The following is a 22,204-nucleotide window of genomic DNA, read 5'->3' as shown; positions in this document are numbered from 1 at the left end:
GTTGCTTTGCGCAGAATTACGTTATATAAACGACAGCGCGTATGCTCTGCAAAAGGTGCGTGATTAAAATGAAATTTAACGCAGATTCGCGATGAAATTTCACGCGGGCTTGCCGCTCAATCCCGCGCAGATTGGCGGCGGAATTTTGCGCGTCCCGGGTAAAATTTTATTCGCGAAATGAGAACGGATTTAAAATTTAACCGTTTTTTCAAGCGAATTTTGCCACAATTGCGCTCAAATTTTGTTGGGGCGAAAGATGAAAAAATATACCAAACAAATCCTCGCGATGCTCGCGCTAAACGCGATCTACAGCGGCTCGGGGATCTTGATTTTAAGCTTTATCAATAAATATCTACTTGACGGCGCCGAAAGAGGCGGGCGCATCATCGCGCTATTTTTTGCACTCTTGGCGATATTTCTGCTGCTTTCGGTGCTAAGCCGCATCATGCTTTGCAAGATGGAAAACGACTTCGTATTCGATCTGCGCACCAAGATCATCAAGCAGATCATCGATACGAAGTTCGAGCGCATCGAGGCTGCGTCGAAGGCGAACCTGCTTGCGTCCCTCTCCAGCGATATTTCGCGCTTGACCGAGGGCTTTATGCGCATCTCAGAGCTCATTCAAGGCGCGATGATCGTGCTATTTTGCGGCATCTACGTGCTGTACATCGCGCCTATGATGTTTGCGTTTTTATTCGTCTGGATCGGCGCGCTGATGATATTCAACCATTTTTTGATGAAAAAGGTCATGCAAAATTACGATCTGTATCGCCAAAATGAGGACGTTTTGTATAAAAACTACGCCGCGGCGATCGAGGGGCACAAGGAGCTGTCGCTAAGCCTAGCCAAAGCAAAGAGCCTATACGAAAACGACTTTTTGCCCAACGCGCAAAATTTACGCCAAAGCTCGCTGCAAGCCGAGGTCTACGGCGCGTTTGCGAGCAATTTTATGAACGTAATGATGCTCGGCGCGGTGGGATTTGTGCTTTATTTCGGGCTTAGCGGCGGCAAAGCGGAGCTTGCAAACGCCGTAACGATCGCGCTTACGGTGCTTTTTTTGCGCGCGCCTTTGATGATGCTCATATTCTCGCTTCCTAGCGTGCTGCGCGCCAAGATCGCCTACGCAAAGATCAATGAGTTAAATTTAGACCCATTCGTGCAGGGCTTTGAGTTTGCGCAAATGCAGCCGTGGCGCAGCCTGGAGCTTAAAGACGTGGGCTTTTCGTATCCCGACGGGAAATTCGGCATCAAAGGGGTAAACTTACAGCTAAATGCGGGCGAGACGGTGTTTTTAATCGGCGAAAACGGCAGCGGAAAATCGACGCTTTTTATGATTTTAGCGGGCCTTTATACGCCGCAAGCGGGCGAAATTTTAGCCGACGGCGCGGCTCTTAAACCCTCTGATCTGCGCGCCTACAGCAACAACATAAGCGCGGTTTTCAGCGATTTTTATCTTTTCGACTACGCTACTGGCGATCCGGACATCGCGCGCGAGTGGCTAGCGCTTACGCACCTGAAGGATAAGGTTGAGCTAAAGGGGGCTAAATTTAGCACCACGAGCCTATCTAGCGGGCAGCGCAAGCGTTTGGCGCTCGTAAGTGTGCTGATGGACGGGCGAAAATTTTTGATGCTCGATGAGTTTGCGGCCGATCTCGATCCGCAGTTTCGCGCGGAGTTTTACGAGCGGATTTTGCCCGAGCTGAAATCGCGCGGATACACGATCTTTGCGATCTCGCACGATGATAAATACTTCGGCGCCGCAGATAAAATTTATAAGATGCAAAAAGGCGAAATTTCGCGCATAAAGTAAAGAGGCGAAATTTTAAAATTCTACGCAGAACTTCGCGATGGAATTTGGCGTCTAGATGAAATTCCGCCTTAGGATTTTGCCACGAAATTCTACGATTGAAATTTAAGTGGCAAGGCGAAATTCGCTTAAAATTTTACAGCGCAAATTCCGCTTCAAGCCCCTACGCTAAAGTTCGCAGTAGATAGAATTTCGCCTCTTTAGCGCAAATTGCAAAAATTTAGCCGAAATTTACTAAATTTTGATTATACTGCACCCACAATTTAAAAAGAAAGGATAGGAATGGAAAAAGTTCTTATTGCATGTGCTGCGGTTGCGGCGTTTAGTTCGAGTGTATTCGCCGCTGACGGCGCTACTTTATATAAAAAATGCGTGGCCTGTCATGGAGCTAACGCCGAGAAGCCTTATCTTGGCGGCAAAGTACCTGCGCTAAACACCTTAAGCAAGGAAGATATCATCGCTAGCCTAAAAGGCTACAAAGACGGCAGCTTGGGCGAAGGCAAGGGAAAATTTGGCATGATGGGTGTTATGAAAGGTCAAGCAGCTTCGCTTAACGACGAATCGATCGAAGCGCTAGCCGATTTCATCGTCTCTAAAAAATAATTTCAAAACTTCATTCGGCGGGCTTCGCGCTCGCCGAGCTTCGCTTAACCTTAAATTTCAAAATTCTACGCTAATATCACGTAAAAATTCCAAAGGCTCATAATGTTTAACGGACTGATCAGAGAGATCGCGCAGGTCGCGAGCTTTAGCGGTGATTCGCTGCGACTGCGCGCGAGATACCGCCCCGCGCTCGGCGATAGCGTCGCGGTAAATGGTGCATGCCTGAGCGTGACGCGGCTTTTTGCGGACGGATTTGCGGTTCAGCTTTCGAGCGAGACAGCACGCGTCATCGCCACACAAAACTTGCGCGGACCTGTGCATATCGAGCCTGCGATGCGGATTGGAGATCGCATAGACGGGCATTTGATCCAAGGGCACGTCGATGCCGTGGGCGAAATTTATAAAATTTCAAAGCTTGCAAGTGGCGTCGATTTTTTTATCCGCGCACCGCTGCACATAGCGCCGCTACTAGCGCCGAAGGGCTCGGTGGCGATCGATGGCGTGAGCCTAACGATCAACGAAGTGCTTGAGGGCAGCGGCACGCCCGGGCGAAATTTTAACAGCCAAGGTCTTGACGGCGGAAATTTTACTCATAAAGAGCTGCGCGGCGCAAATTTTAACGGCGCAAGCTCGCACGGGCCAAATTCTAGCAGCTCGAATTCCGTTTGCGATCCGAGCTCACTGGGCGTAAATTTAAAAAGCGGAGCGCAAAGCTGCGCCATTCGCCTTACGATCATCCCGCTGACGCTCAAAGATACACTCTTTGGATCCTACAAAATCGGGCGCCGCGTAAATATCGAAACCGATCTGCTCGCGCGATACGTCGCGGCACAGCTGGGCTTTGCCGGCGGACAGCTCGTCGGTTGCGATACTGTCGCGGCACGCGATATGAACGCTGAGGGCGAAAAAGAGGGGCTTTCGTGGGATGCGGTAGATAAAATTTTGAGCCTGTATTAAGCGGCGCATGATGGCTAAAATCGAAATTTGTATAGAAAATCTTGAGTTTGTATTAGACGGACGCGGCGTGCTGGCGGGCTTTAGCACGCGCGAAGGCGGCGTAAGCAGCGGAGCTTACGCGAGCTTAAATTTAGGAGATCACGTGGGCGATGATCCGCAAAACGTCGCGCAAAATCGTGAAATTTTAGCTGCCGCACTCGGTATCGCGCCGCGAAATTTAAAATTTATGCGTCAGATCCACTCAAACAAAGTTGAAATTTTACGCGCAGCTATCGATGAAATCCCGCCCTGCGACGGGCTTGTGACCGATTTGCGCGGCGCGGCGCTGTGCGTGCTGGTAGCGGACTGCTCGCCAGTGCTGATTGCCGATGAGCGGCGCGGCGTGGTTGCCGCGGTGCATGCGGGGCGCGCGGGCGTGATAGGGCGGATCTGCACGAATGCGATAAATTTGATGAGCGAGCGCTTCGGCTGCGTCGCTGCGGAGCTGAAGGTATTCGTAGGCGCGAATATCAAGGTGCGAAACTACGAGCTAGGCGGGCTTGATCTGGGCGAGTTTGAGCGCTACAAAACGCAGGGGTGTTTCGATATAAACGCTGCGCTGCGCGACGAGCTCGCAGCTGCGGGAGTACGAAACGTTAAATTTGATCCGCGCTGCACTTTTGAGAGCGAGCGGCATTTTTCATACCGTAGAGACGGCGTCACGGGGCGCTTCTGCGGCTTTGTGATGAATAAGCCATGCCGATGAAAAGCAAAACAGGATATAAAATTTCTCCGTAAAGCCTGCTAAAATTTCTCGAAGCACTATAGAATTTGACGTAGAGGCGCTGTAAAACGAAGCGGCGAAAAAGAGGCGAGATTGTGGCGTGACATCGCAGTCAAGAAAGCCAAAAAACGTAAAATTTATAAAAATCCAAAGCAAAGGAGAAAATATGCTGTTACTTAAAAATGCCGATCTATACGCGCCCGAGCATATCGGCAGGAGCGACGTTTTGCTCGGCGGAGGTAAAATTTTAGCCGTTTACAAGGGGCTTGATTTTCGAGTCGATGGGCTTGAAATTTACGATCTGGATGGCAAAATTTTAGCGCCCGGTCTCATCGATCAGCACGTGCATATCACGGGCGGCGGAGGCGAGGCGGGTTATCACTCGCGCACGCCCGAAATAACGCTATCGCAAATCATCCGCTACGGTACGACGACGGTCGTAGGCACGCTGGGTACGGACGGGTGCACGAGGAGCTTAGAGAATCTCTACCCAAAGGCTAAGGCGCTTGAGTACGAGGGCATCTCGACCTTCATCCACACGGGCTCTTACGCGCTGCCTAGCGTTACATTTACGGGCTCCGTCACGCGCGATCTGGTGCTCATCGACAAGGTCATCGGCTGTAAGATCGCGATGAGCGACAACCGCGGCAGCTACCCGACCTCCCAGGAGCTCATCAAAACCCTGACGCAGATACGCATCGGCGGCATGATCTCGAAAAAAGGCGGCGTGCTGCATATGCACATGGGCGGGCTTGCGGATAAATTTGACCTGATTTTTAGCGTGATCAAGGATTATTCGTTCCCGGTTAATTACTTCTCGCCGACGCACTGCGCGCGGACGAAGGAGCTCTTTGACGAGGCGATTAAATTTCAAAAAATGGGCGGCTACATCGACATCACGAGCGGCGGAAGCCAGTTTATGCCGCTTCACGAAGCCATCGCCTACGGGCTTGCTAACGGGCTAAATTTAGAGCGCCTAACGATGAGTTCCGACGGCAACGGTAGCGTGCCTAGATTTGACGAAAACGGCGCATTGGTCGGCTACGGCTGCGCTTCGTGCGAGACGAATTTGGAGGTCTTGCAGGCCTGCGTGAAAAATAAAATCCTAACCATCCCGCAAGCGCTAAGCATGATGGGCAAAAACGTCGCAAAATATCTAAATTTAAACGGCAAAGGCGAGATAAAAGTAGGTTTTGACGCTGATTTTGCGGTATTTGACGAAGCTCTAAACCTAGATAGCGTGATCGCGAAAGGGGAGTTTTGCGTGAAAGAGGGCAAGCTCGTGAAAAAGGGATTTTTTGAGTAAAATTTAGAGCGAATTTGCCGTTTTCTTAAATTTCGCGGGCGGTTTGCGCTCGCTAAATTGAATGAATAATTTCGCTCACGCCACTTGCAGCCATCTCATCTTTGCAGCGCAAAATTTAACCGCGCAGGGGCCTGGATTATATTAAATTTAGCTTTAATTTAGCTATTTTTAAATATAATCCCACCTTCAATTCACACACACCAATCCTAAAATTTGGTTGCGTTTGTCAAAAACAAATGTTAACGGGTGTGGAGGAGAAACCTAAATTTCGGGGCAACCCACAAGGAGAAAACTCATGGTAACAATGAGAGATTTGCTAGAGTGCGGCGTTCATTTCGGACATCAAACGCGCAGATGGAATCCGAAGATGAAAAAATTCATTTTCGGCGAGAGAAAAGGTATCTATATCATAGATCTACAAAAAACTATCCGCTACTTTCGCTACACTTATAATATCGTGCGCGACGCGGCTGCCGAGGGCAAGACTATACTTTTCGTAGGCACCAAAAAACAAGCCGGCGCGACGCTAAAAGAGTACGCCGAAAAATGCGGCATGCCTTATGTAAGCCACAGATGGCTAGGCGGCATGCTGACGAATTTTTCTACTATCAAGCAATCGATCCGCAAGCTCGAAGTAATCGAGACTATGGAAGAGGACGGCTCGATAAATTTACTAACCAAAAAAGAGGCGCTAATGCTTCGCCGCAAAAAAGAGAAGCTTGAGCTTTATTTAGGCGGCATTCGCAATATGAAGGGTCTTCCTGATATGATCTTCGTCATCGACGTAGTTAAAGAAAAGATCGCCGTAGCGGAAGCTAACCGCCTAAAAATGCCGGTTATCGCGCCTTTGGATACGAACTGCGATCCGGACGTAGTCGATTTTCCAATACCGGGCAACGACGATGCGATCCGCTCGGTTCAGCTTTTCTGCCAAGAGATGGCAGAGGCTATCAACGAAGGCAAGGCGCTTCGCGATCAAGATGCGAGCGAGGATGGCGAGCAGAGCGAAGCCGTCAGCGACGAGGAGAAAGAGGAAGTCGTAGCCGAGGCGATGAGCGAAGAGGATTTTGAAGTGAGCGAGGACGAAGAGTAATGGAAATTAGCGCACAAATGGTAAAAGAGCTCCGCGAAAGCACCGGAGCAGGGATGATGGATTGCAAAAAGGCTTTGGTTGAAACAGACGGCGATATGGACAAAGCCGTCGATCTACTTCGCGAAAAGGGCCTCGGAAAGGCCGCTAAAAAAGCTGACCGCCTAGCTAGCGAGGGCCTAGTGAGCGTCGAAGTGAGCGCGGATCATAAAATCGCAACCATAAGCGAGATAAATTCTGAAACCGACTTCGTAGCTAAAAATCAAAATTTTATAAATTTAGTTAAAAACACCACTCTACATATCCAAACTAAGGGTATTAGCAGCGTTGAAGAGCTAAATTCCAGCGTCATTAACGGCGTTAAATTTGATGAGCATCTAAAGAGCCAGATCGCTACGATCGGAGAAAATTTGGTTGTTAGAAGATTTGAGACGATCAAAGCCGGCGCAAACGGCGTGGTAAACGGCTACCTACACTCAAACGGCCGCGTAGGCGTCATCATCGCCGCAGCTTGCGATAGCGAGCAGACTGCGGAGGGTGCGAAGGAGTTTATAAAAAATCTCTGCATGCACGCAGCTGCTATGAAACCGCAGGTCATCAGTTATAAAGAACTTGACCCCGATTTTATCGAAAAAGAATTCTTAGCTCTTAAAGGCGAGTTTGAGAAGGAAAATGAGGAGTTCGTGCGCTTGGGCAAACCGCTTCATAAGATCCCGCAGTTCGGCTCGCGCGCGCATCTAAGCGATGAAATTTTAGCCAAAGAGATCGAAGCTTTAAAAGACGAGCTTCGCAAGCAAAATAAACCTGAAAAAATTTGGGATAAAATTTTGCCGGGTCAGATCGATCGCTTCATCGCCGATAATACTCAAATCGATCAGCGCCTCACGCTGCTAGGGCAATTTTATGTAATGGACGACAAGAAAACCGTCGAGCAGGTGATCGACGAAGAAGCTAAAAAACTAGGCGGCAAGATCGAGATCGTAAAATACGTCCGCTTCGAAGTGGGCGAAGGCCTAGAGAAAAAGAGCGAAGACTTCGCAGCCGAAGTAGCGGCTCAAATCGGCTAAATATGGAACTTCTAAAGGGCGTAAATCTTACTCACGCGTATGATTATACGCTCTTTGAAAATGTAAGCTTAAGCGTTGGGGAGGGCGAGAGTATCGCTATTTTGGGCGTTAGCGGCTGCGGCAAATCGACCCTGCTTCATATTTTATGCACGCTCTTAAAACCGAACTCGGGCGAGGTAATCTATAACGGGCGCAGTATTTACGAACTAAACTCCGATGAGAGACTTAAAGTCCGCCGCAACGACTTTGGCATAATATTTCAATCCCACTACCTTTTTAAGGGTTTCTCCTCTGGCGAAAATATTGAACTCGCTGCTAAACTTACGAATAATGCGATAGATGATGGAATTTTAAAAAAGCTTCAGATCGAACATACTTTAAAGCAAGGCGTGGGCGAGCTTAGCGGCGGGCAGCAGCAGCGCGTGAGTATCGCTCGTATACTTTGCAAAAAGCCGCGCATAATCTTCGCCGACGAGCCTACTGGAAATTTAGATAAGGATACCGCAAACGAGGTCATGGGCGTGATCTTTGATTACGTAAAATCCAGCCGTGGCGCACTCGTGCTTGTGACTCACGATGAGAATTTAGCGCAAAAATGCTGCAAAGTTTATCGCCTAAATAACCGAAATTTAGCGCAAATATAAGCAATTAATAACCAAAAATATCTTACAATAGCCCAAATTCTTTCTAAAAGGTCATAAATGAAAATTCTACTTGACAATCACAATGAGCAGGTTGCAAGTGTCGTAAATATTTGCTGCGAGCGCATCGGTGCGGACCTGGTAGCATATAGTGCAGACGAGAGTGAATATGATTTGACGATAAAAAATTATGAAGATGGCGATGATATTTCAAAATTTGATCTTAATAAGACGCTGTTTCTGACGCCTAAAAATGTCTCGGTGCCAGGAGCGCGATATACCCTTACTAAGCCTTTTTCGCCGCTTGAGCTCATTACATTTATCAGCGAGTTTTCGGTTCAAAATATGAGCGTGCAGGCGAAAGAAAAAATGGCGAAAGAATTTGCCGATGCAAGCTCTGTAATGAAAGAGATCGATGCGATTGACCAGGCAAATTCCGCTTCGGGCAGTAATTTTGAAGAGCTTGTGGATAGCTTTTATGACTCTGGCAAAGATATACCGCTTTCGCAGCTGGCAAACGATATAGCGCCCGAGATTGCAGATGATGTGCCGCTTTCGCAGTTGGTAGGTGATATGCCGCGCACGGACGAGATCGCAGATGATATTCCGCTCTCACAGCTTGTAGATGAAGCGGCTCTTGCGGACACCATCGCCGATGATACGCCGCTTAACGCCGTCGCAGAAAAGATTGCGGATAATATCGCAGACGATATGCCTCTAAGCTTGGCTGCTAGCGATATCCCTGAGGATGTGCCGCTAAATAGTATCGGCACAAGCGAGCCTGCTGAAAATAATCATACGCTCCAGGGCGAAATTCCACTCGCAAAGGATGACGCTCCGATAGCTCTAGCGGCGCTAGATGATGAAAATCCTAAGAATTTCAAAACAGATAAATCGCAGACAGAAGATGAAATTCCTGCCACACGGGCAAGCGAAACTCTACCGCTTGCGCAGCAAGATGAGCCGCAAAGAGCTGGCAGCTCTAATGAAACTGCTGTTGAAAAAAAGGCAGACGCTGCGCCTAATCTAGAGGAAGCGAAAGATCCTGCGGATGTTACGCTTAAACAGCATGAATCAGACGGCTCATTTGCCTATAAAACAGATGAAAAAAATTCTGCCTCGCAGGTAGTGCAAGATGCGGCTGGCGCGTCTGTTAACAGTGGATTTGATATGGATTTTTCTAGGCTTTTCGATAGTGCCGGCATGCCCGTGGAGGAGTTTGGCGGATATGATAATTTTGCCGCGGCTGCGTTTGCTTCCGATGAAAAAGAGGATAAAAAATCTGCGCATGATAAAAATAAAGCGGCTACGGATTTTCAAAAAACGCAAATTTCGTCTCAATACGAGGTCGCTTCAGATACGCCGATTGCGTTAGCGGGTGCGGGCGATATACCTCGTGAAAATCTTTATAACGCCGTTCCGTTTCAAAGCATGGAATTTACTGATGGACTTGCACAGAATACGCCTATGTCTGCTCATAATGAAGCATGGAATTCAATTGGCGCAAATTTTGCGGCTTCCGCGAATTCCGTAGCCTCTACAAATTCTAGCAATACCGGGATTATAAATTCTACTCCTGCGCCGAATTTTTCGGAGCTAAACTTGCCGCACATATTAGATGCCTCAGATTTACCGAAGCAAAGCGAGCAAGCTGATAGTGTTGCTAGCGGGTTTGCGGATGGATTTTTGCGCGCTATGGAGGGCGATTTTGCAAATTCGTTTGCCGCAAACTCTGCGGATGGTGAGCAATTTAAATCCGGTAAGCTCGCAAAGAGCGCCGCGCAGCAGATAAAATTTAATGCTTCAAAGCCTATATCAAAGGCTTCGGAGCGCACAGAATTTAAATCTCCTAAATTCGGTGCGTCCGAGCAGGCAAATGAGATGAAATTTGGCGCGCAAGCTATGTCGAATGAGCTTGCCGCTTCGGCTGCGGCGGAGTTTGCCAGCCTTATGGCAAGCGAGTTAGAGCCTAGCTCTAAAAGCGAGCTGCTGCGTAACGAGCATGGTAAAAAACCGAGCGCCGAGGAGCTGAAAACCAAGTTGCGCGATGATCTGGAAGCGGGCATCGCAAACACGATCGAGAAATTTGCGGGCAGTAAGGATGCTAAAGACGCGCTGAAGGACTTTAAGATCAATATTGACATATCGTTTGGAGATAGATAGTGAAAGGCAAAATTTTGCTCGTCTCCGGTCCCAGCGGCAGCGGCAAAAGCACGCTCATAAAGCGTCTTATCGCAGAATTTGGCGAGCAGATATACTTCTCGATCTCCTCTACGACGCGTGAAATGCGTGCGGGTGAAGCGGACGGCGTGAATTATCATTTCATAAGCGAGAGCGAGTTTCGCGCAGGTATTGAGCGCGGGGAGTTTTTAGAGTGGGCGTTGGTCCACGGCAAATACTACGGTACTTCGCTAAAAGCCGCTACGAGCGAGCTTGAGCGGGGTAAGATCGTGATTTTTGACATCGATGTTCAGGGCTATGAGATCGTGCGCGGGAAAGTACCTAAAAACGAACTTACTAGTGTATTTATTACTACGCCGAGCTTGTCGGAGCTTAGAGATAGGTTGCGCGCTCGTGGCGATAATGATCCTGCCGATATTGCTTTGCGCCTACAAAACGCGCAAGAGGAGATGGAACGCCTAGGTGAGTATGATTATTTCATAATAAACGACCGCCTAGAAGCGGCGTATGAAAATTTAAGATCAATCTACAAAACTATCAAACTAGAAACGGCGAGCCGCGACATAGGCAAGCTAATCGAAATTTGGAAAATTTAAAGGAGAAAAAATGGGTTCTATGAGTATTGGACACTGGCTGATTGTTTTGATTGTTGTTGTGTTGCTGTTCGGAGCAAAAAAAATCCCAGAGCTTGCAAAGGGTCTAGGACAGGGCATAAAGACCTTCAAAAAAGAGATGGAAGAGGACGACGAACCGCAAAAGGTCGAGAAAAAGATGGAGCAAGAGGTTAAAGACGCCGAAATCAGCGATACTAAAAAGGCGTAAAGGATTTGAAAAATTTAGTCTTAAATGAAATTTTTAAAATTTTATCTCGCAAAGTCGTTTTAGAAAAACCCAAAGATAAAAGTTTGGCTCATTACGCCTCGCCCGAGGCTTTTGCGCTGGCTAAGGAGCTGCGAAAGGCGCCTAAGCTCATCGCTGAGGAGCTTGCGGCTAAATTTAAAGATAGCGAAATTCTAAGCGCTACGGCGGTGAACGGCTATCTAAATTTTCATCTAAAGCCCGCCGTGTTGGGCGCTCTTGCTGAAAATGCCCTTAGACTGGGCGGCGATTTTGCAAAAAACGACGCCGAGCTTGGACGCAGAATTTTACCAGCTTCGGAAAGGATTTACGCGAGCGAGCTTGCTAGCAAAAGCTCCGCTGCAAATCTGGCTGCGAGCGGCAATGACGCCGCTAAATCGCAGAATTCCGACGCTAGGCAAAATTTTATTTCGCAGAATTCCGAAGAGGCGAGAAATTCCATCGCAGCATCAAATTACGATGAGGCGCGGAATTCCGCCGCTATGCCGCAAAAAATTCTGCTTGAATACATTAGCGCTAATCCTACAGGCCCGCTTCATATCGGGCACGTGCGCGGCGCCGTTTACGGCGATACATTCGCGCGCATCGGAGGCTATCTAGGGCACCGCGTCGATACCGAGTACTACATCAACGACGCGGGCAATCAGATCGAACTTTTGGGCACTTCGATCGCGCTTCGTGCGCGCGAGCTTGCGGGCGAGGACGTGAGCTATCCCGAGAAATACTATCGCGGCGAGTATATCGACGAGATCATCCCTCTTGTGCGCGCCCAATTCGGCGATGAAATTTTCCGCGACGAATCGCGGATCTTGCAGCTTGCGGAGTTTGCTAAGGACGAAGTGCTAAAGATCATCCAAAAAGATCTCGCAGACGCGGGCATCCATATCCAAAACTGGGCTAGCGAAAAGAGCCTCTACGGCGAGCTTGAGCCAACGATTAGGAAGCTTGAGTGTAGCGGCAAGATGTATGAGCAGGATGGCAAAATTTGGATCCGCTCATCGCAGCTTGGCGACGAAAAAGATCGCGTCGTCATCCGCGAGGATGCGCGCCCGACCTATCTTGCGGGCGACATCGTCTATCACAACAACAAATTTGAGCGCGGATATGAGCGCTGCATCAACATCTGGGGGGCCGATCACCACGGCTACATCGCGCGATTAAAGGCCGCCGTGCATTTTCTGGGCTACGACGAAAGCAGGCTCGAGATCATCCTAATGCAGATGGTAAATTTGCTCAAAGACGGGCAGACCTACAAGATGAGTAAGCGCGCGGGCAACGCGATTTTGATGAGCGACGTGCTCGCCGCGATCGGCAGGGACGCGATGCGATTTATCTTCATCAGCAAAAAGGGCGAGACGCCGCTTGAGTTCGACGTGGACGAGCTCGCGCGCGAGGACAACAGCAATCCGATCTTTTACATCAACTACGCTCACGCGCGGGTCAATCAAATTTTTACCAAAGCGGGCAAGCGTGAGGCAGACGTCTTGGGCGCGGACTTCGGCACGCTAGATGAAGCGGGGCTCGTCCTAGCTTTTGCGGCGCTTGGCTTGAATGAAATTTTAAACGACGCTTTTAATTCGCGCGGCTTGCAGAAGTTGCCAGATTTCCTAAAGGCGCTCGCGGCGGACTTTCACAAATACTACAACGAAAACCGCGTCGTAGGTAGCGAGAACGAGGACGCGAAACTCAAGCTGTTCGCGCTCGTGGCGCTTAGTATCCGCACGGCGTTTGCTCTGATGGGCCTAAGCGCAAAAGAGAAGATGTAGGCTCATATCAGTTGATTTTATATTAATTTCACTCAAATCGTGTTTCGATATGAAATCTTTTCCGTTTGTGTTTTTCTGCAATAAGCATAAAGTTGCTGGCAAATTTTAATGGATATGAGTGGATAATTTAAGGATTAGATATGAGAAAGACAATTAGCATCGTAGCTCTTGTTATTGCCGTTTGCGTTTTAATTAAAATTCTTTTTCCTACGCCGATTTTATCGTTAAAATGCCATTTTGACGACAATAAAAGCTGCGTGGAGCTAGGGCGAGATAAACAATCAAGAGGTGATTATGAAAGCTCAAGGACAATATTCGCAAAAGCATGTGATTTAGGAGATATCGATAGCTGCTTTGAAGTGGGTATCTTGTATGATAACGGCGATAAAGTAGATGCTATAAAAGCAAGCGAATTTTATTTAAAAGCATGCGAGAAAAGTAAAGTAGTAAGTTGCCACAAGCTAGGAAATTTATACCAAAAAGGTCTCCTAGAGAAGGATTATAAAAAAGCAGTAAAATTTTATGAAAAAGCATGTGATTTAGGCTATGGCAAAAGTTGCCACAACGGTGGAAGTGTATACATTATGGGCGGTTTTGGACTAGAAGTAGATCACGAAAAGGCGTTTGAGCTTTTTAAAAAAGGCTGTGAAAGTGGCTTACCCGATAGCTGCTATAACGTCGCATTTTCATATCAGCAAGGCGACGGGACGCAGATGAACTATGATAAAGCTATAGAATTTTACACGAAAGCCTGCGATTTAGGCTTTTCCTATGCTTGCGGTAATCTCGGAGTTTTGTACGTTGGCGGTAGTCAGAATGTAAAGCAAGATCTCCGCAAGGCGTTAGACTATTTTGTGAGGGCTTGCGACTTAGGGAATGAAAAAATTTGTGAAAAGCTTCAATGGATAAAAGACACGATTTCAATAGATCAACCGCAAAATTAAAATTTTACTTCATCATTGGCACAAAAGACGGTTGAGCAGTTTAAATTTAATGCGATAAGCTATTGCGTAAAAAATATCATAGACTTGCGGGTTGGTTTAAACTAGGCGCTTTCTTGTGCTATTTAAATTTTAACGTCTTGCTTGCAATAATGCACTATAGGTTTACTTGTGCGTTATTTAAAATTTGCGCATCGGCGCAAAAAGGATAGATATGAGAAAGATCATCGACATAGCGGCGCTTTCGATTGCCGTTTGCATCTTGGTTATGGTGCTTTTTTGGCCGTCGCCCGTTTTATCGTTTAAGTGCTACCGCGACGATGGCGTAAGCTGCGCGCAATTGGGGCGCGACAAACTCTCCCGCGGAGATTACGACGGCGCCAGGCTCGCTCTTGCTAAAGCTTGCGAGGCGGGTGAGAAAGATAGCTGCTTTGATTTGGGTGCCCTATACGACGGCGAGGGCAATGCGACGCAAGCGGGCGTATTTTATGCCGCAGCGTGCGATAAAAATGTCGCCGTAGCCTGCCACAAGCTAGGCAACCTATATCAGCGAGGGCGCCTGAGTAGAGACTTCGCCGCGGCAGCTCGGTACTATGTCAAGGCCTGCGATTTGGGCTATGCCAAAAGCTGCCACAATGCGGCCGTGGTCTATTTCACGGGCGGTTTTGGGTTTGCGGCGGATCCGGCAAAGGCAGTGAGCTTTTTTGAGCGAGGTTGCGACGGCGGGCTAGTGGATAGCTGCTATAACGCCGGCGTTGCGTATGATAAGGGCCTCGGCGCGCCGCAGGATCGCGACAAGGCGGAGAAGCTTTACACCAAATCCTGCGAGCTGGGCTACGGCGATGCCTGCAATAATTTAGGCTATTTGTATGTGAGCAAGGGGGATTTGCGCGGATTTTCCAAGGGGCTTGGATGGGTCAAAAAGGGCTGCGACGCGGGCAATAAAAAATCCTGCCAGCTCTACGAATTCATGAAAGAGCAAATTTTAAAGAAGTAGGCGCTTGGTAGCCCCGTTCATGTTTCGGTTTGTACTGCCTGCCGTGCGCGCCGTCTGTTTTACGCTGTCTGCCTTGCACCGCATATTTGCGCTGCTAGTCATAGTATGCTCATTTTGCGATATGAGGTTGTCTGCGATATTGCCGCGACGGGTTTATGAGCTTTTACAGCGCGTGCAATTTCGCCGCGATTTTGCGACGTGCGAAATTCGGCAAGGCGTAGATAGCCCATGCATGCGATTAGTTAAATTTAGCGGCGGAGTTTTACTTGAAATCTATCGCTATGAAATTTTAAAGCTTAGCTCTAAATTCAGGGCTTGCAGAATCTCAACTTTAAAATTTCATGGGCAGCGCTGCGAGCAAGGCAAATTTTAGATTTTAAAATTTTACGGCGCGAAATTTAGTGCGGAAGCAAAGCGCGAAGCTGTGTTTGAGGAGGTAAATTGGAATATAAGATCACGGGCGAGGTTCGAAATCTCCGCGTCCACGCTGCAAGAGGAAATAGCAAAATTTGGGTATTTTTCGAAATAGACGGCGTGAAGCTGCGCGGCGAGTTTAACGATATCCCAGTGGAGGAGGGCGAGCTTGCGCGCGCGTATTTCATCCGCGGAGGATATGCGGGCAGCTACGTGATCACTCGAGTTCAGGTGGTGTGCAAACCAAGCCCTTTGCGCCGCAAGCTGGGGATCGCGACCGCCGTGTGCACGCTGGGTTTCGGCGCGGCGCTGTGGATTGTAGGCTTTGGGATTTTAAACGTCGGCGGGAGGGGCTCTCTAATTAATTTTGTCTGTGTTGCCGCCGCAGGATTTGGGGTGCTAAAAGAGGGCGCGGGCAATCTTAAAATGTGGCTAAATCAGCGCACGTCCGAGTAGATCGCCGCCGCGACGCAAATTTCATAGATTTACAAATCCGCCGAATAAAATTTACTCGCGCCGCCGTATCTTTGCGGCGTAAATTTTGCTAAAATTCGCTCCGAGCGCGAAATCCGCTGCGTAAATTTAGAAAAAAGTAAAATTTTGAATATAAACGAAGCCATAGTTGCCACCGCCAAAAAGCAAAAAGAGTGTCGACTAGCATTTCTAAAGTATCTGTTTTTGGGAATTTTATTTATAATAGCACTGCCCGTGGGCGGCGGATTTGCCGTAGGATATCTTTTTGAAAATCGCCTTGCACCGCTATTTTTCATCATTATCTATATCCCGTTTTTTCAAGCCGCGCTAATGGCTAACAGGGGCCGAGTGACCAGCGAGCTGGGGGATTACAAAGCGTTTTATAAAGATGTTTTCGTCCGCGCCGCTATTCGGAGCACAGATCCAAATTTTAACTACGATCCGAATGCCGGCATCAGCCGTAAAGAATTTCGCAAAATCGGCATCTATTCGCCAGGTGAGTTTCGCGCTGAAGATCAAATCAGTGGCATTTATAACGGCGTCAAATTTAACCTTAGCGAAGCGATCCGCATCCCAAACGGCGCGACGCTGGAAATCGGCGACTCGGCGGCGCTAAATTTGCTATCCGCGATAATTTTTGCATGGGAGGCCATGAAGGATATGCAGGCGTTCAGCGGCTCGGTCTTGGTCTGCGAGTTTTACAAGAAATTTAGCGGGCAAACTATAGTCGCGAGCCGCACGCTAAACACCAGATTTTTAGGCGAAAAAGAGCAGATGGACGACGTGTTTTTTAGCAAAGAATTTCGAGTTTTTGCGGATGATAAAGTAGAGGCGAGGTATCTTTTGACGCCCGCGCTTATGGAGCGCCTGCGAGAGCTAAAGGAAAAATTCGCGGGGAAAATGGGCGTGAGCGCGGCGTTTATGGACGATAAATTTTACCTATTTTTAAACGGAGCGAAAAATAAGTTTGAGACGACGCTTTTTTCACCGCCGCCGAGCCTTGAGGACGCCGCAGGGATCAAAAAGGAAATTTCAGAGCTTTTATCTATCATAGACGAGCTAAATTTGAACCCGGATTTAAGCGGGGCGGCGATTTTGGCTGATTAACGCGCGCCGCTATTTGGCGGATAAAATCCGCTTGCACTGTAAGAGAGCGCATTACTTGTCGACTATCGAAATACATTGTCGCTCGAGTGCTATTTCTCCACCAGCTAAAATGTGCTACGCTTTGGTCGTATTCTCCACCGCCTACCAAAATGCGCTAAAGCCTGGATTGCTTCTATGCTACTTACCGAGATGCGCTACGGATCAGATCGCTCATTTTTGCTACCGGCGGGGGCGTGCTTAAGTAGCTCCTGTTCTCGAGCGAATAATCTGCAAAATTTTTCCCAGTCGTGCAGATAGACGAGCCTGTGCTCTTTACCATTTTCGTCTATGTAGATGCCTTGCGTCGAGCATAGGCTCATCTTTTGCCAGTAGTCGAAAAACGGCAACGCTTCGATGTCATCTTGCAGTACACCTCGCATTGTGCCGTTATCGTAAATTTTTAAATCATAATAAGTCATTTCCATTTTTAACCTTTCTAAATTTTATATCTACGGAATTCTGCCGCGATAAAATTCTACTTTCTTAAAATTTTACTGAGATAGAATTCTGTAAGCCAGATTTAGAATTTTAAAATTCCATGCGCCACGAAATTTGCTGTAAATTCCGCCCCTTTAAATTTTGCGGCGTCAATCCTCGGTAAAATTCTGTAGAATTTCACTGCAAGTAAAATTTAACCTGCCAGCGCCTTTAGCTGTTCGGCGCTTAGCCCATCCACCAAAATATAGCTTGCATCGATGAAGCGGTAGTTTTGCTTCGGTAGGCGCGCGATAAACTCGTCGTATTCCAGCTCGGCGATCGCGCGGTAGTTACCTGCGTCGTTTTCGTCGCCCTCTATGCCTATGAGTGCGATCTGCCAGCGCGCTACGTCGTTATTTTTCAGCATCTCGGTGTTTTGCCATTCCACAAACGGTTTGTAGGGCAGGATAGTAGGTAGGTCCTGCGTGAGCGCGTATGAGCCCATTATCGTGCCGTCATCCCCATTTCGATAAAACCTTTGGTGCGCGCTGTAAGCGCCAAGGTACTGCACCTCGGTTAGTCGCTTGCTAAACTCGGCAGAGGGGTTGTATGAGGCTAAAATTTCATCCATCATCGCGCGGTTTATCGCAAAAGGCCTCTCTACCCAGTAGCAAAAATTTACCTCCGTATCGCCGCTTAAATGCTGATCTATCGAATGCAGTCCCGCCGATATATCGCGCTCGTAGTCGAATTGTTCTATACTGTCGTGGGTGTAAATTTCGCCGTTTTCATCCGCGATCTCGCTTTGTAGCTGCTTGGATAGCGCCTGCAGATATGAGATCGCCAAAACCCAATCAAAGACCGTCGCGGGCGTATTTACGCGCACGGCGTAGCCTTGTCGCTCCTCGTCATATCTTAGCTCCATTCCGCGCCCGCTCTTGCCCTGCACGCCCAAAATCAAGCACTCCTGCTCGCTCAAAGGTGATTTTAAAAACGCCCTCTCGTCAAAGCCTTCGGCGCTCTCGTCTATGTCAAATACCGATAGATCGGGCAGGAGATCCAATGCCTTGCCTACGCTCATGGCGTCCGAATAGCCCATAAATAGCGGGCGCTTTTTATTTTTGACGCTAAATTCTACGCTCACCCTTTTCTCCTTTGTTAAATTGGCAAAATTATAGCGAAATTTTACCTGCCGCTGCGGGCTAAATTTGCAGCGCAAGGAGTTGCGAAAAGTAAGCTTAAAGCTTTTTGGGAGTAGAATTTAAGTGGGTCACACAGGCGGTAAATTTAATCAAAGGAGCGAAAATGACGAAAGATCAGTGCTGCGTCCTAAAGCATTTGACGGCGGGCGATACGGGCGGTTTTGACAAGATAGGCGAGATGAATGACGGCGAGTTTTTGGATGCGCTTATCGGAAAAGGGCTTGTTTGGATGCTTGACTGGGCCGGCGAGGACGAGACGGGCGATGTGGGTAAATTTGTCCGCTCTAGGCTTGGTGCGCTGCAAGGCGGCGTGTCACTAGAGTGCGATAAAATTTACGCAAGGCTCGAAAAAGAAGCGAAAAAAGAGGGTTTCGAGCGCGGCGATGCGAGCCTATTTTTGATGAACGAGTTTCAAAAGGCGCTCAAAAAGAGCGATTTTAGGCTCTTTACTTTGGATCTTCATAGCGACGCTTATTATCTGCTCGTCGCGCACAAGGACGCCGAGAAAGATTTTAAAAAGCTAGGCAAGCGCGAGGAGCTATTTTGGGATATCGCGCCGTGGGGCAAGCGCCGCAAAAGGCAGATCCTTTACGTCATAAACTGCGAGTGCGGCGAGATGTCCGCGTGGCAGCTGGATGCGGACGAGCTCTCTCCTAGAGATGAGGTTTGCGAGGTGTGCGGGCGGGTACTTTTCGACGCAGACGGCAATGCTATGCAGCCTTTAGAGAAGGAATTTATCTGATCTTGCTTATCGCGGTTTTGCGTACGAAGTTCTGGCCGGATGAAAAGTTAAATTTTATTGCGCAACTCGGCAGGATTTAGCGCATGGATTTGGTTTGCGACTCGGCGGCGAAACGCAGTTTAAATTTAATGCTTGCTTGGGCGGCGGAATATGTTTGATGCGGCTCGCTTTGGTAGTAAAATACGCTTCGGCGCGGCTTGTTTTGCTTTGCTGTTTGCGTGAGCGGCTAAATTCGCGGCTTGCATTTGTATCTCGCAAGACCGCAGCGCAGGACGCGCTCTTTTAGCGCTTACGTTCCGCTCTTGCGTTCTTGCTTCTCAAGTTCGCAGTCGTGGACGTATCCGTTCATGTTGCGCTAAATTTTGATTTTAATGGTTGTGGACGCCAAGCTCGCTGCACTAAAAATCAAAATTTAGCTCTGTTGCGATCACTAAATTTATAATCCTGTAAATTTAGAATTTTAAGCGTAAAATTTTGAACTAAAATTTCTAAAATCTCTAAATTTTAAAATTTTAAATGCGATACGAGCTTGTCGGCTCGCTTGTTATAAGGTTCGTAAACTCCACCGCCGCAGAAGCGACGAATTTATTCGATAAAAATAAGACAAAATTTTCTCTAGAGAGCGCCCGAAAAGAATTCCGATATTAGCGCGACCGCAAACGCGCTGTGTTTGAAATCCGAAACCGACGAGGTGCGGTGAAAGGCTAGCCGCGAGCTTTGGCGATGCACGCCTCGATCGCCGCCATCACCGCTGCGCGAAACCCCGCCGCCTCGAGCGCCGCGAGTCCCTCTATCGTCGTGCCCGCAGGCGAGCAGACCGCGTCTTTGAGCTCCGATGGGCGCTTGCCGCTTTGCAGTAGGCGCGCCGTGCCCTCTACCGCCGCCGCTACCGCGTCGTAGCACAGCGCCCGCGGCAGTCCGCCCCGCACGCCCGCGTCCGCCGCCGCCTCGATAAAGGCGCACACATACGCAGGCAGGCTACCTGCAATCCCAGTAAATGCAGCAAAGCCAGCCTCGTCTATCTCGTAAAATTTGCCGATTTTGGCGGCTAGCGCTCGCACGATCTCCCGACTAGCCTCATCAAAATACTCGCCGTAGCACAGCGCCGTAGCCGACGCGCCGATGCCCGCGGCGACGTTTGGCATCGCGCGGGCTACGAAAACGTCCGCACCTACGATATTTTGGGCGCGCTCTAGCTTGAAATTCGGCGCTAAAAGAAGCAGGATTTTGCCCGCAAGCTCGGGCGCGATCAGGTGCAAAATCCCCTCGTAGCTGGCGGGCTTGGTCGCGAGCACGATCATATCCGCTGCGTGCGCCAGCTGCGTCTCGTCTTGTAAAATTTGCACGCCGTAGCGCTTGCGCAAAAATTCGTTTTTACTTCTGGCATAAGCTAGGACTTGAAACTTCGTATCGGAGCCGGACTGCGCGCAAGAGGAATTTTGCCCGTCGCTAGCGGAATTTTGTATATTGGGCTCGGAATTCTGCCCGCAAGCGGTAAAATTTTGAGTATCGGACATAAAATTCCGCTCGCCGCGCGCGAAATTTTCTTTATCCTCTGCAAAATTTTCTGCGCCCGCCGTGCAATCTCGTCCGCCGACTCCGCAAAGTGCCGCGATCATCGCCTCGCCCATATTTCCGCCGCCGATAAATCCCACTTTCATTTTCGCTCCTTCAAAGCTAAATTATGCCTCAATGATAGCTCAAAATTTCTTTATCCGCCCTTGCGGCGCGCGGTTTATCTACGTAAAAGCAAATTTTAGCTACAATCTCGCCTAAATTTTTAAAAAAAAGGATGCGTTATGGCAATAAATGTTTTTTACGACAAAGATTGCGATTTAGGTTTGATTAAAGCTAAAAAGGTCGCTATGATCGGCTTTGGCTCGCAGGGACACGCTCACGCCGAAAATTTGCGAGATAGCGGCGTAGAGGTTATCGTGGGCCTTAAAAAGGGCGGCGCGAGCTGGAGCAAGGCCGAGGCGAAGGGTTTTAAAGTAATGAGCGTCGGCGAGGCTACGAAGGCAGCCGATCTTGTGATGATCCTAACGCCTGATGAGTTTCAAAGCGACATTTTCAAAGCGGAGATCGAGCCAAATTTAAGCGAGGGCAACGCGATAGCGTTTGCGCACGGCTTTAATATCCACTTCGGACAGATCGTCCCTCCAAAGGGTATTGACTGCATTATGATCGCTCCGAAAGCCCCGGGCCACACCGTCCGCAACGAGTTCGTAAGCGGCGGCGGCGTGCCGATGCTGATCGCTGTTTCGCAAAACGAAAGCGGCAGAGCCAAAGAGCTTGCTCTAAGCTACGCAAGCGCGATCGGCGGCGGCCGCACCGGCATCATCGAAACGACTTTTAAAGCAGAAACTGAGACCGATCTTTTCGGCGAGCAGGCTGTGCTTTGCGGCGGACTTTGCGCGCTCATCAACGCGGGCTTTGAAACTCTCGTCGAGGCGGGATATGAGCCTGAGATGGCGTATTTTGAGTGCCAGCACGAGATGAAGCTGATCGTGGATCTCATCTATCAAGGCGGCATGGCAGATATGCGCTACTCGATCTCAAACACCGCAGAATACGGCGATTACGTAAGCGGAAACCGCGTCGTAAACGAAAGCAGCAAAGCGGCGATGAAAGAGGTGCTAAAGGAGATCCAAAACGGCAAATTTGCAAAAGACTTCATCCTCGAGCGCAAAGCTGGCTACGTGCGAATGAACGCCGAGCGCAACATCACGGCAAATAGCTTGCTTAGCAAAACCGGCGAGAAGCTTCGCGCGATGATGCCGTGGATCGCCAAAGGCAAGCTCGTAAATAAAGATAAAAACTAATTTCGGCTGA

22 protein-coding genes and 2 pseudogenes are annotated in these 22,204 nt (G+C 48.8%); 21 read left to right on the top strand and 3 right to left on the bottom strand.

Annotation, left to right across the window (positions count from 1 at the left end; genetic code table 11):
- The first annotated feature begins 256 nt into the window (after positions 1–256).
- The 18 genes and pseudogenes from Q0274_RS02790 to Q0274_RS02705 all read left to right on the top strand — a co-directional run bounded on the left by Q0274_RS02790 (position 257) and on the right by Q0274_RS02705 (position 16,972).
- A complete protein-coding gene (locus tag Q0274_RS02790; RefSeq protein WP_298027522.1) occupies positions 257–1,810 on the top strand; it encodes a cyclic peptide export ABC transporter in 1,554 nt (517 codons plus the stop codon).
- 279 nt (positions 1,811–2,089) lie between these two features.
- Positions 2,090–2,410 (top strand): c-type cytochrome, encoded by a 321-nt coding sequence (locus Q0274_RS02785; protein WP_298027520.1) that lies wholly within the window; start codon positions 2,090–2,092, stop codon positions 2,408–2,410.
- A 102-nt stretch (positions 2,411–2,512) separates the two neighbouring features.
- Positions 2,513–3,367 carry a riboflavin synthase gene (locus tag Q0274_RS11090; protein WP_367271904.1) on the top strand — a complete coding sequence of 285 codons (855 nt, stop codon included), beginning with the start codon at positions 2,513–2,515 and terminating at the stop codon, positions 3,365–3,367.
- Between the two features lie 10 nt (positions 3,368–3,377).
- Positions 3,378–4,112: a polyphenol oxidase family protein gene (locus Q0274_RS02770; RefSeq protein ID WP_298027519.1), complete on the top strand. Its 735-nt coding sequence runs from the start codon at positions 3,378–3,380 to the stop codon at positions 4,110–4,112.
- Between the two features lie 184 nt (positions 4,113–4,296).
- Positions 4,297–5,436: a beta-aspartyl-peptidase gene (gene iadA / locus Q0274_RS02765; RefSeq protein ID WP_298027517.1), complete on the top strand. Its 1,140-nt coding sequence runs from the start codon at positions 4,297–4,299 to the stop codon at positions 5,434–5,436.
- Positions 5,437–5,731: 295 nt separating this feature from the next.
- Positions 5,732–6,529, top strand: a complete 798-nt coding sequence (gene rpsB, locus Q0274_RS02760; RefSeq protein ID WP_298027516.1) for a 30S ribosomal protein S2 — start codon at positions 5,732–5,734, stop codon at positions 6,527–6,529.
- Complete coding sequence (gene tsf / locus Q0274_RS02755; protein ID WP_298027515.1) at positions 6,529–7,593, top strand: translation elongation factor Ts; 1,065 nt, start codon at positions 6,529–6,531, stop codon at positions 7,591–7,593. Before rpsB ends, tsf begins: the two co-directional genes overlap by 1 nt.
- Positions 7,594–7,595: 2 nt before the next feature.
- Complete coding sequence (locus Q0274_RS02750; RefSeq protein WP_298027514.1) at positions 7,596–8,237, top strand: ABC transporter ATP-binding protein; 642 nt, start codon at positions 7,596–7,598, stop codon at positions 8,235–8,237.
- A gap of 57 nt (positions 8,238–8,294) precedes the next feature.
- A complete protein-coding gene (locus tag Q0274_RS02745; protein ID WP_298027512.1) occupies positions 8,295–10,397 on the top strand; it encodes a hypothetical protein in 2,103 nt (700 codons plus the stop codon).
- On the top strand, positions 10,397–11,011 hold the full coding sequence (gene gmk / locus Q0274_RS02740; protein WP_298027510.1) for a guanylate kinase: 615 nt from the start codon (positions 10,397–10,399) through the stop codon (positions 11,009–11,011). The genes Q0274_RS02745 and gmk overlap by 1 nt, the downstream gene beginning before the upstream one ends.
- A gap of 10 nt (positions 11,012–11,021) precedes the next feature.
- The gene (tatA, locus tag Q0274_RS02735) at positions 11,022–11,237 is read left to right on the top strand and encodes a twin-arginine translocase TatA/TatE family subunit (protein WP_177388991.1); all 216 of its coding nucleotides are present in this window, start codon (positions 11,022–11,024) and stop codon (positions 11,235–11,237) included.
- A 5-nt stretch (positions 11,238–11,242) separates the two neighbouring features.
- Positions 11,243–11,530, top strand: a pseudogene (locus Q0274_RS11085) (arginine--tRNA ligase); the annotation flags it as partial.
- A gap of 195 nt (positions 11,531–11,725) precedes the next feature.
- Positions 11,726–13,039: pseudogene (gene argS / locus Q0274_RS02730) on the top strand (arginine--tRNA ligase); the annotation flags it as partial.
- A 140-nt stretch (positions 13,040–13,179) separates the two neighbouring features.
- Positions 13,180–13,983, top strand: a complete 804-nt coding sequence (locus Q0274_RS02725; RefSeq protein WP_298027506.1) for a tetratricopeptide repeat protein — start codon at positions 13,180–13,182, stop codon at positions 13,981–13,983.
- A gap of 211 nt (positions 13,984–14,194) precedes the next feature.
- Positions 14,195–14,977, top strand: a complete 783-nt coding sequence (locus Q0274_RS02720) for a tetratricopeptide repeat protein (protein WP_298027504.1) — start codon at positions 14,195–14,197, stop codon at positions 14,975–14,977.
- A gap of 4 nt (positions 14,978–14,981) precedes the next feature.
- A complete protein-coding gene (locus tag Q0274_RS02715; protein WP_298027503.1) occupies positions 14,982–15,350 on the top strand; it encodes a hypothetical protein in 369 nt (122 codons plus the stop codon).
- A gap of 68 nt (positions 15,351–15,418) precedes the next feature.
- Positions 15,419–15,847, top strand: coding sequence for a hypothetical protein (locus Q0274_RS02710; protein ID WP_298027501.1), 429 nt, complete (start codon positions 15,419–15,421; stop codon positions 15,845–15,847).
- Positions 15,848–15,991: 144 nt separating this feature from the next.
- A complete protein-coding gene (locus tag Q0274_RS02705) occupies positions 15,992–16,972 on the top strand; it encodes a DUF3137 domain-containing protein (protein WP_298027500.1) in 981 nt (326 codons plus the stop codon).
- A 194-nt stretch (positions 16,973–17,166) separates the two neighbouring features.
- On the opposite strand, the gene Q0274_RS02700 is transcribed toward Q0274_RS02705, so the two are convergent.
- Positions 17,167–17,436, bottom strand: a complete 270-nt coding sequence (locus tag Q0274_RS02700; RefSeq protein WP_298027498.1) for a hypothetical protein — start codon at positions 17,434–17,436, stop codon at positions 17,167–17,169.
- Positions 17,437–17,642: 206 nt separating this feature from the next.
- A complete protein-coding gene (locus Q0274_RS02695) occupies positions 17,643–18,572 on the bottom strand; it encodes a DUF4299 family protein (RefSeq protein WP_298027497.1) in 930 nt (309 codons plus the stop codon).
- Positions 18,573–18,733: 161 nt separating this feature from the next.
- Here Q0274_RS02695 and Q0274_RS02690 point away from each other — a divergent pair, with 161 nt between their 5' ends.
- Positions 18,734–19,372 (top strand): hypothetical protein, encoded by a 639-nt coding sequence (locus Q0274_RS02690; RefSeq protein WP_298027496.1) that lies wholly within the window; start codon positions 18,734–18,736, stop codon positions 19,370–19,372.
- Between the two features lie 94 nt (positions 19,373–19,466).
- Positions 19,467–19,658, top strand: coding sequence for a hypothetical protein (locus tag Q0274_RS02685; RefSeq protein ID WP_298027494.1), 192 nt, complete (start codon positions 19,467–19,469; stop codon positions 19,656–19,658).
- A gap of 418 nt (positions 19,659–20,076) precedes the next feature.
- On the opposite strand, the gene proC is transcribed toward Q0274_RS02685, so the two are convergent.
- Positions 20,077–21,033: a pyrroline-5-carboxylate reductase gene (proC, locus tag Q0274_RS02680; RefSeq protein ID WP_298027493.1), complete on the bottom strand. Its 957-nt coding sequence runs from the start codon at positions 21,031–21,033 to the stop codon at positions 20,077–20,079.
- Positions 21,034–21,171: 138 nt separating this feature from the next.
- On the opposite strand from proC, the gene ilvC reads away from it, so the two are divergent.
- On the top strand, positions 21,172–22,194 hold the full coding sequence (gene ilvC / locus Q0274_RS02675) for a ketol-acid reductoisomerase (RefSeq protein ID WP_298027491.1): 1,023 nt from the start codon (positions 21,172–21,174) through the stop codon (positions 22,192–22,194).
- Positions 22,195–22,204 lie beyond the last annotated feature (10 nt).

Source organism: uncultured Campylobacter sp. (assembly GCF_937973075.1).
Taxonomy (GTDB): domain Bacteria; phylum Campylobacterota; class Campylobacteria; order Campylobacterales; family Campylobacteraceae; genus Campylobacter_B.
This window is presented reverse-complemented; position numbering and strand designations above follow the sequence as displayed.

Bases quoted from the DNA above. Each gene is read 5' to 3' on its own strand.
- Q0274_RS02790 (WP_298027522.1), top strand. From the start codon at position 257: ATGAAAAAATATACCAAACAAATCCTCGCGATGCTCGCGCTAAACGCG.
- Q0274_RS02785 (WP_298027520.1), top strand. From the start codon at position 2,090: ATGGAAAAAGTTCTTATTGCATGTGCTGCGGTTGCGGCGTTTAGTTCG.
- Q0274_RS11090 (WP_367271904.1), top strand. From the start codon at position 2,513: ATGTTTAACGGACTGATCAGAGAGATCGCGCAGGTCGCGAGCTTTAGC.
- Q0274_RS02770 (WP_298027519.1), top strand. From the start codon at position 3,378: ATGGCTAAAATCGAAATTTGTATAGAAAATCTTGAGTTTGTATTAGAC.
- iadA (WP_298027517.1), top strand. From the start codon at position 4,297: ATGCTGTTACTTAAAAATGCCGATCTATACGCGCCCGAGCATATCGGC.
- rpsB (WP_298027516.1), top strand. From the start codon at position 5,732: ATGGTAACAATGAGAGATTTGCTAGAGTGCGGCGTTCATTTCGGACAT.
- tsf (WP_298027515.1), top strand. From the start codon at position 6,529: ATGGAAATTAGCGCACAAATGGTAAAAGAGCTCCGCGAAAGCACCGGA.
- Q0274_RS02750 (WP_298027514.1), top strand. From the start codon at position 7,596: ATGGAACTTCTAAAGGGCGTAAATCTTACTCACGCGTATGATTATACG.
- Q0274_RS02745 (WP_298027512.1), top strand. From the start codon at position 8,295: ATGAAAATTCTACTTGACAATCACAATGAGCAGGTTGCAAGTGTCGTA.
- tatA (WP_177388991.1), top strand. From the start codon at position 11,022: ATGGGTTCTATGAGTATTGGACACTGGCTGATTGTTTTGATTGTTGTT.
- Q0274_RS02725 (WP_298027506.1), top strand. From the start codon at position 13,180: ATGAGAAAGACAATTAGCATCGTAGCTCTTGTTATTGCCGTTTGCGTT.
- Q0274_RS02720 (WP_298027504.1), top strand. From the start codon at position 14,195: ATGAGAAAGATCATCGACATAGCGGCGCTTTCGATTGCCGTTTGCATC.
- Q0274_RS02700 (WP_298027498.1), bottom strand. From the start codon at position 17,436: ATGGAAATGACTTATTATGATTTAAAAATTTACGATAACGGCACAATG.
- Q0274_RS02690 (WP_298027496.1), top strand. From the start codon at position 18,734: ATGACGAAAGATCAGTGCTGCGTCCTAAAGCATTTGACGGCGGGCGAT.
- proC (WP_298027493.1), bottom strand. From the start codon at position 21,033: ATGAAAGTGGGATTTATCGGCGGCGGAAATATGGGCGAGGCGATGATC.
- ilvC (WP_298027491.1), top strand. From the start codon at position 21,172: ATGGCAATAAATGTTTTTTACGACAAAGATTGCGATTTAGGTTTGATT.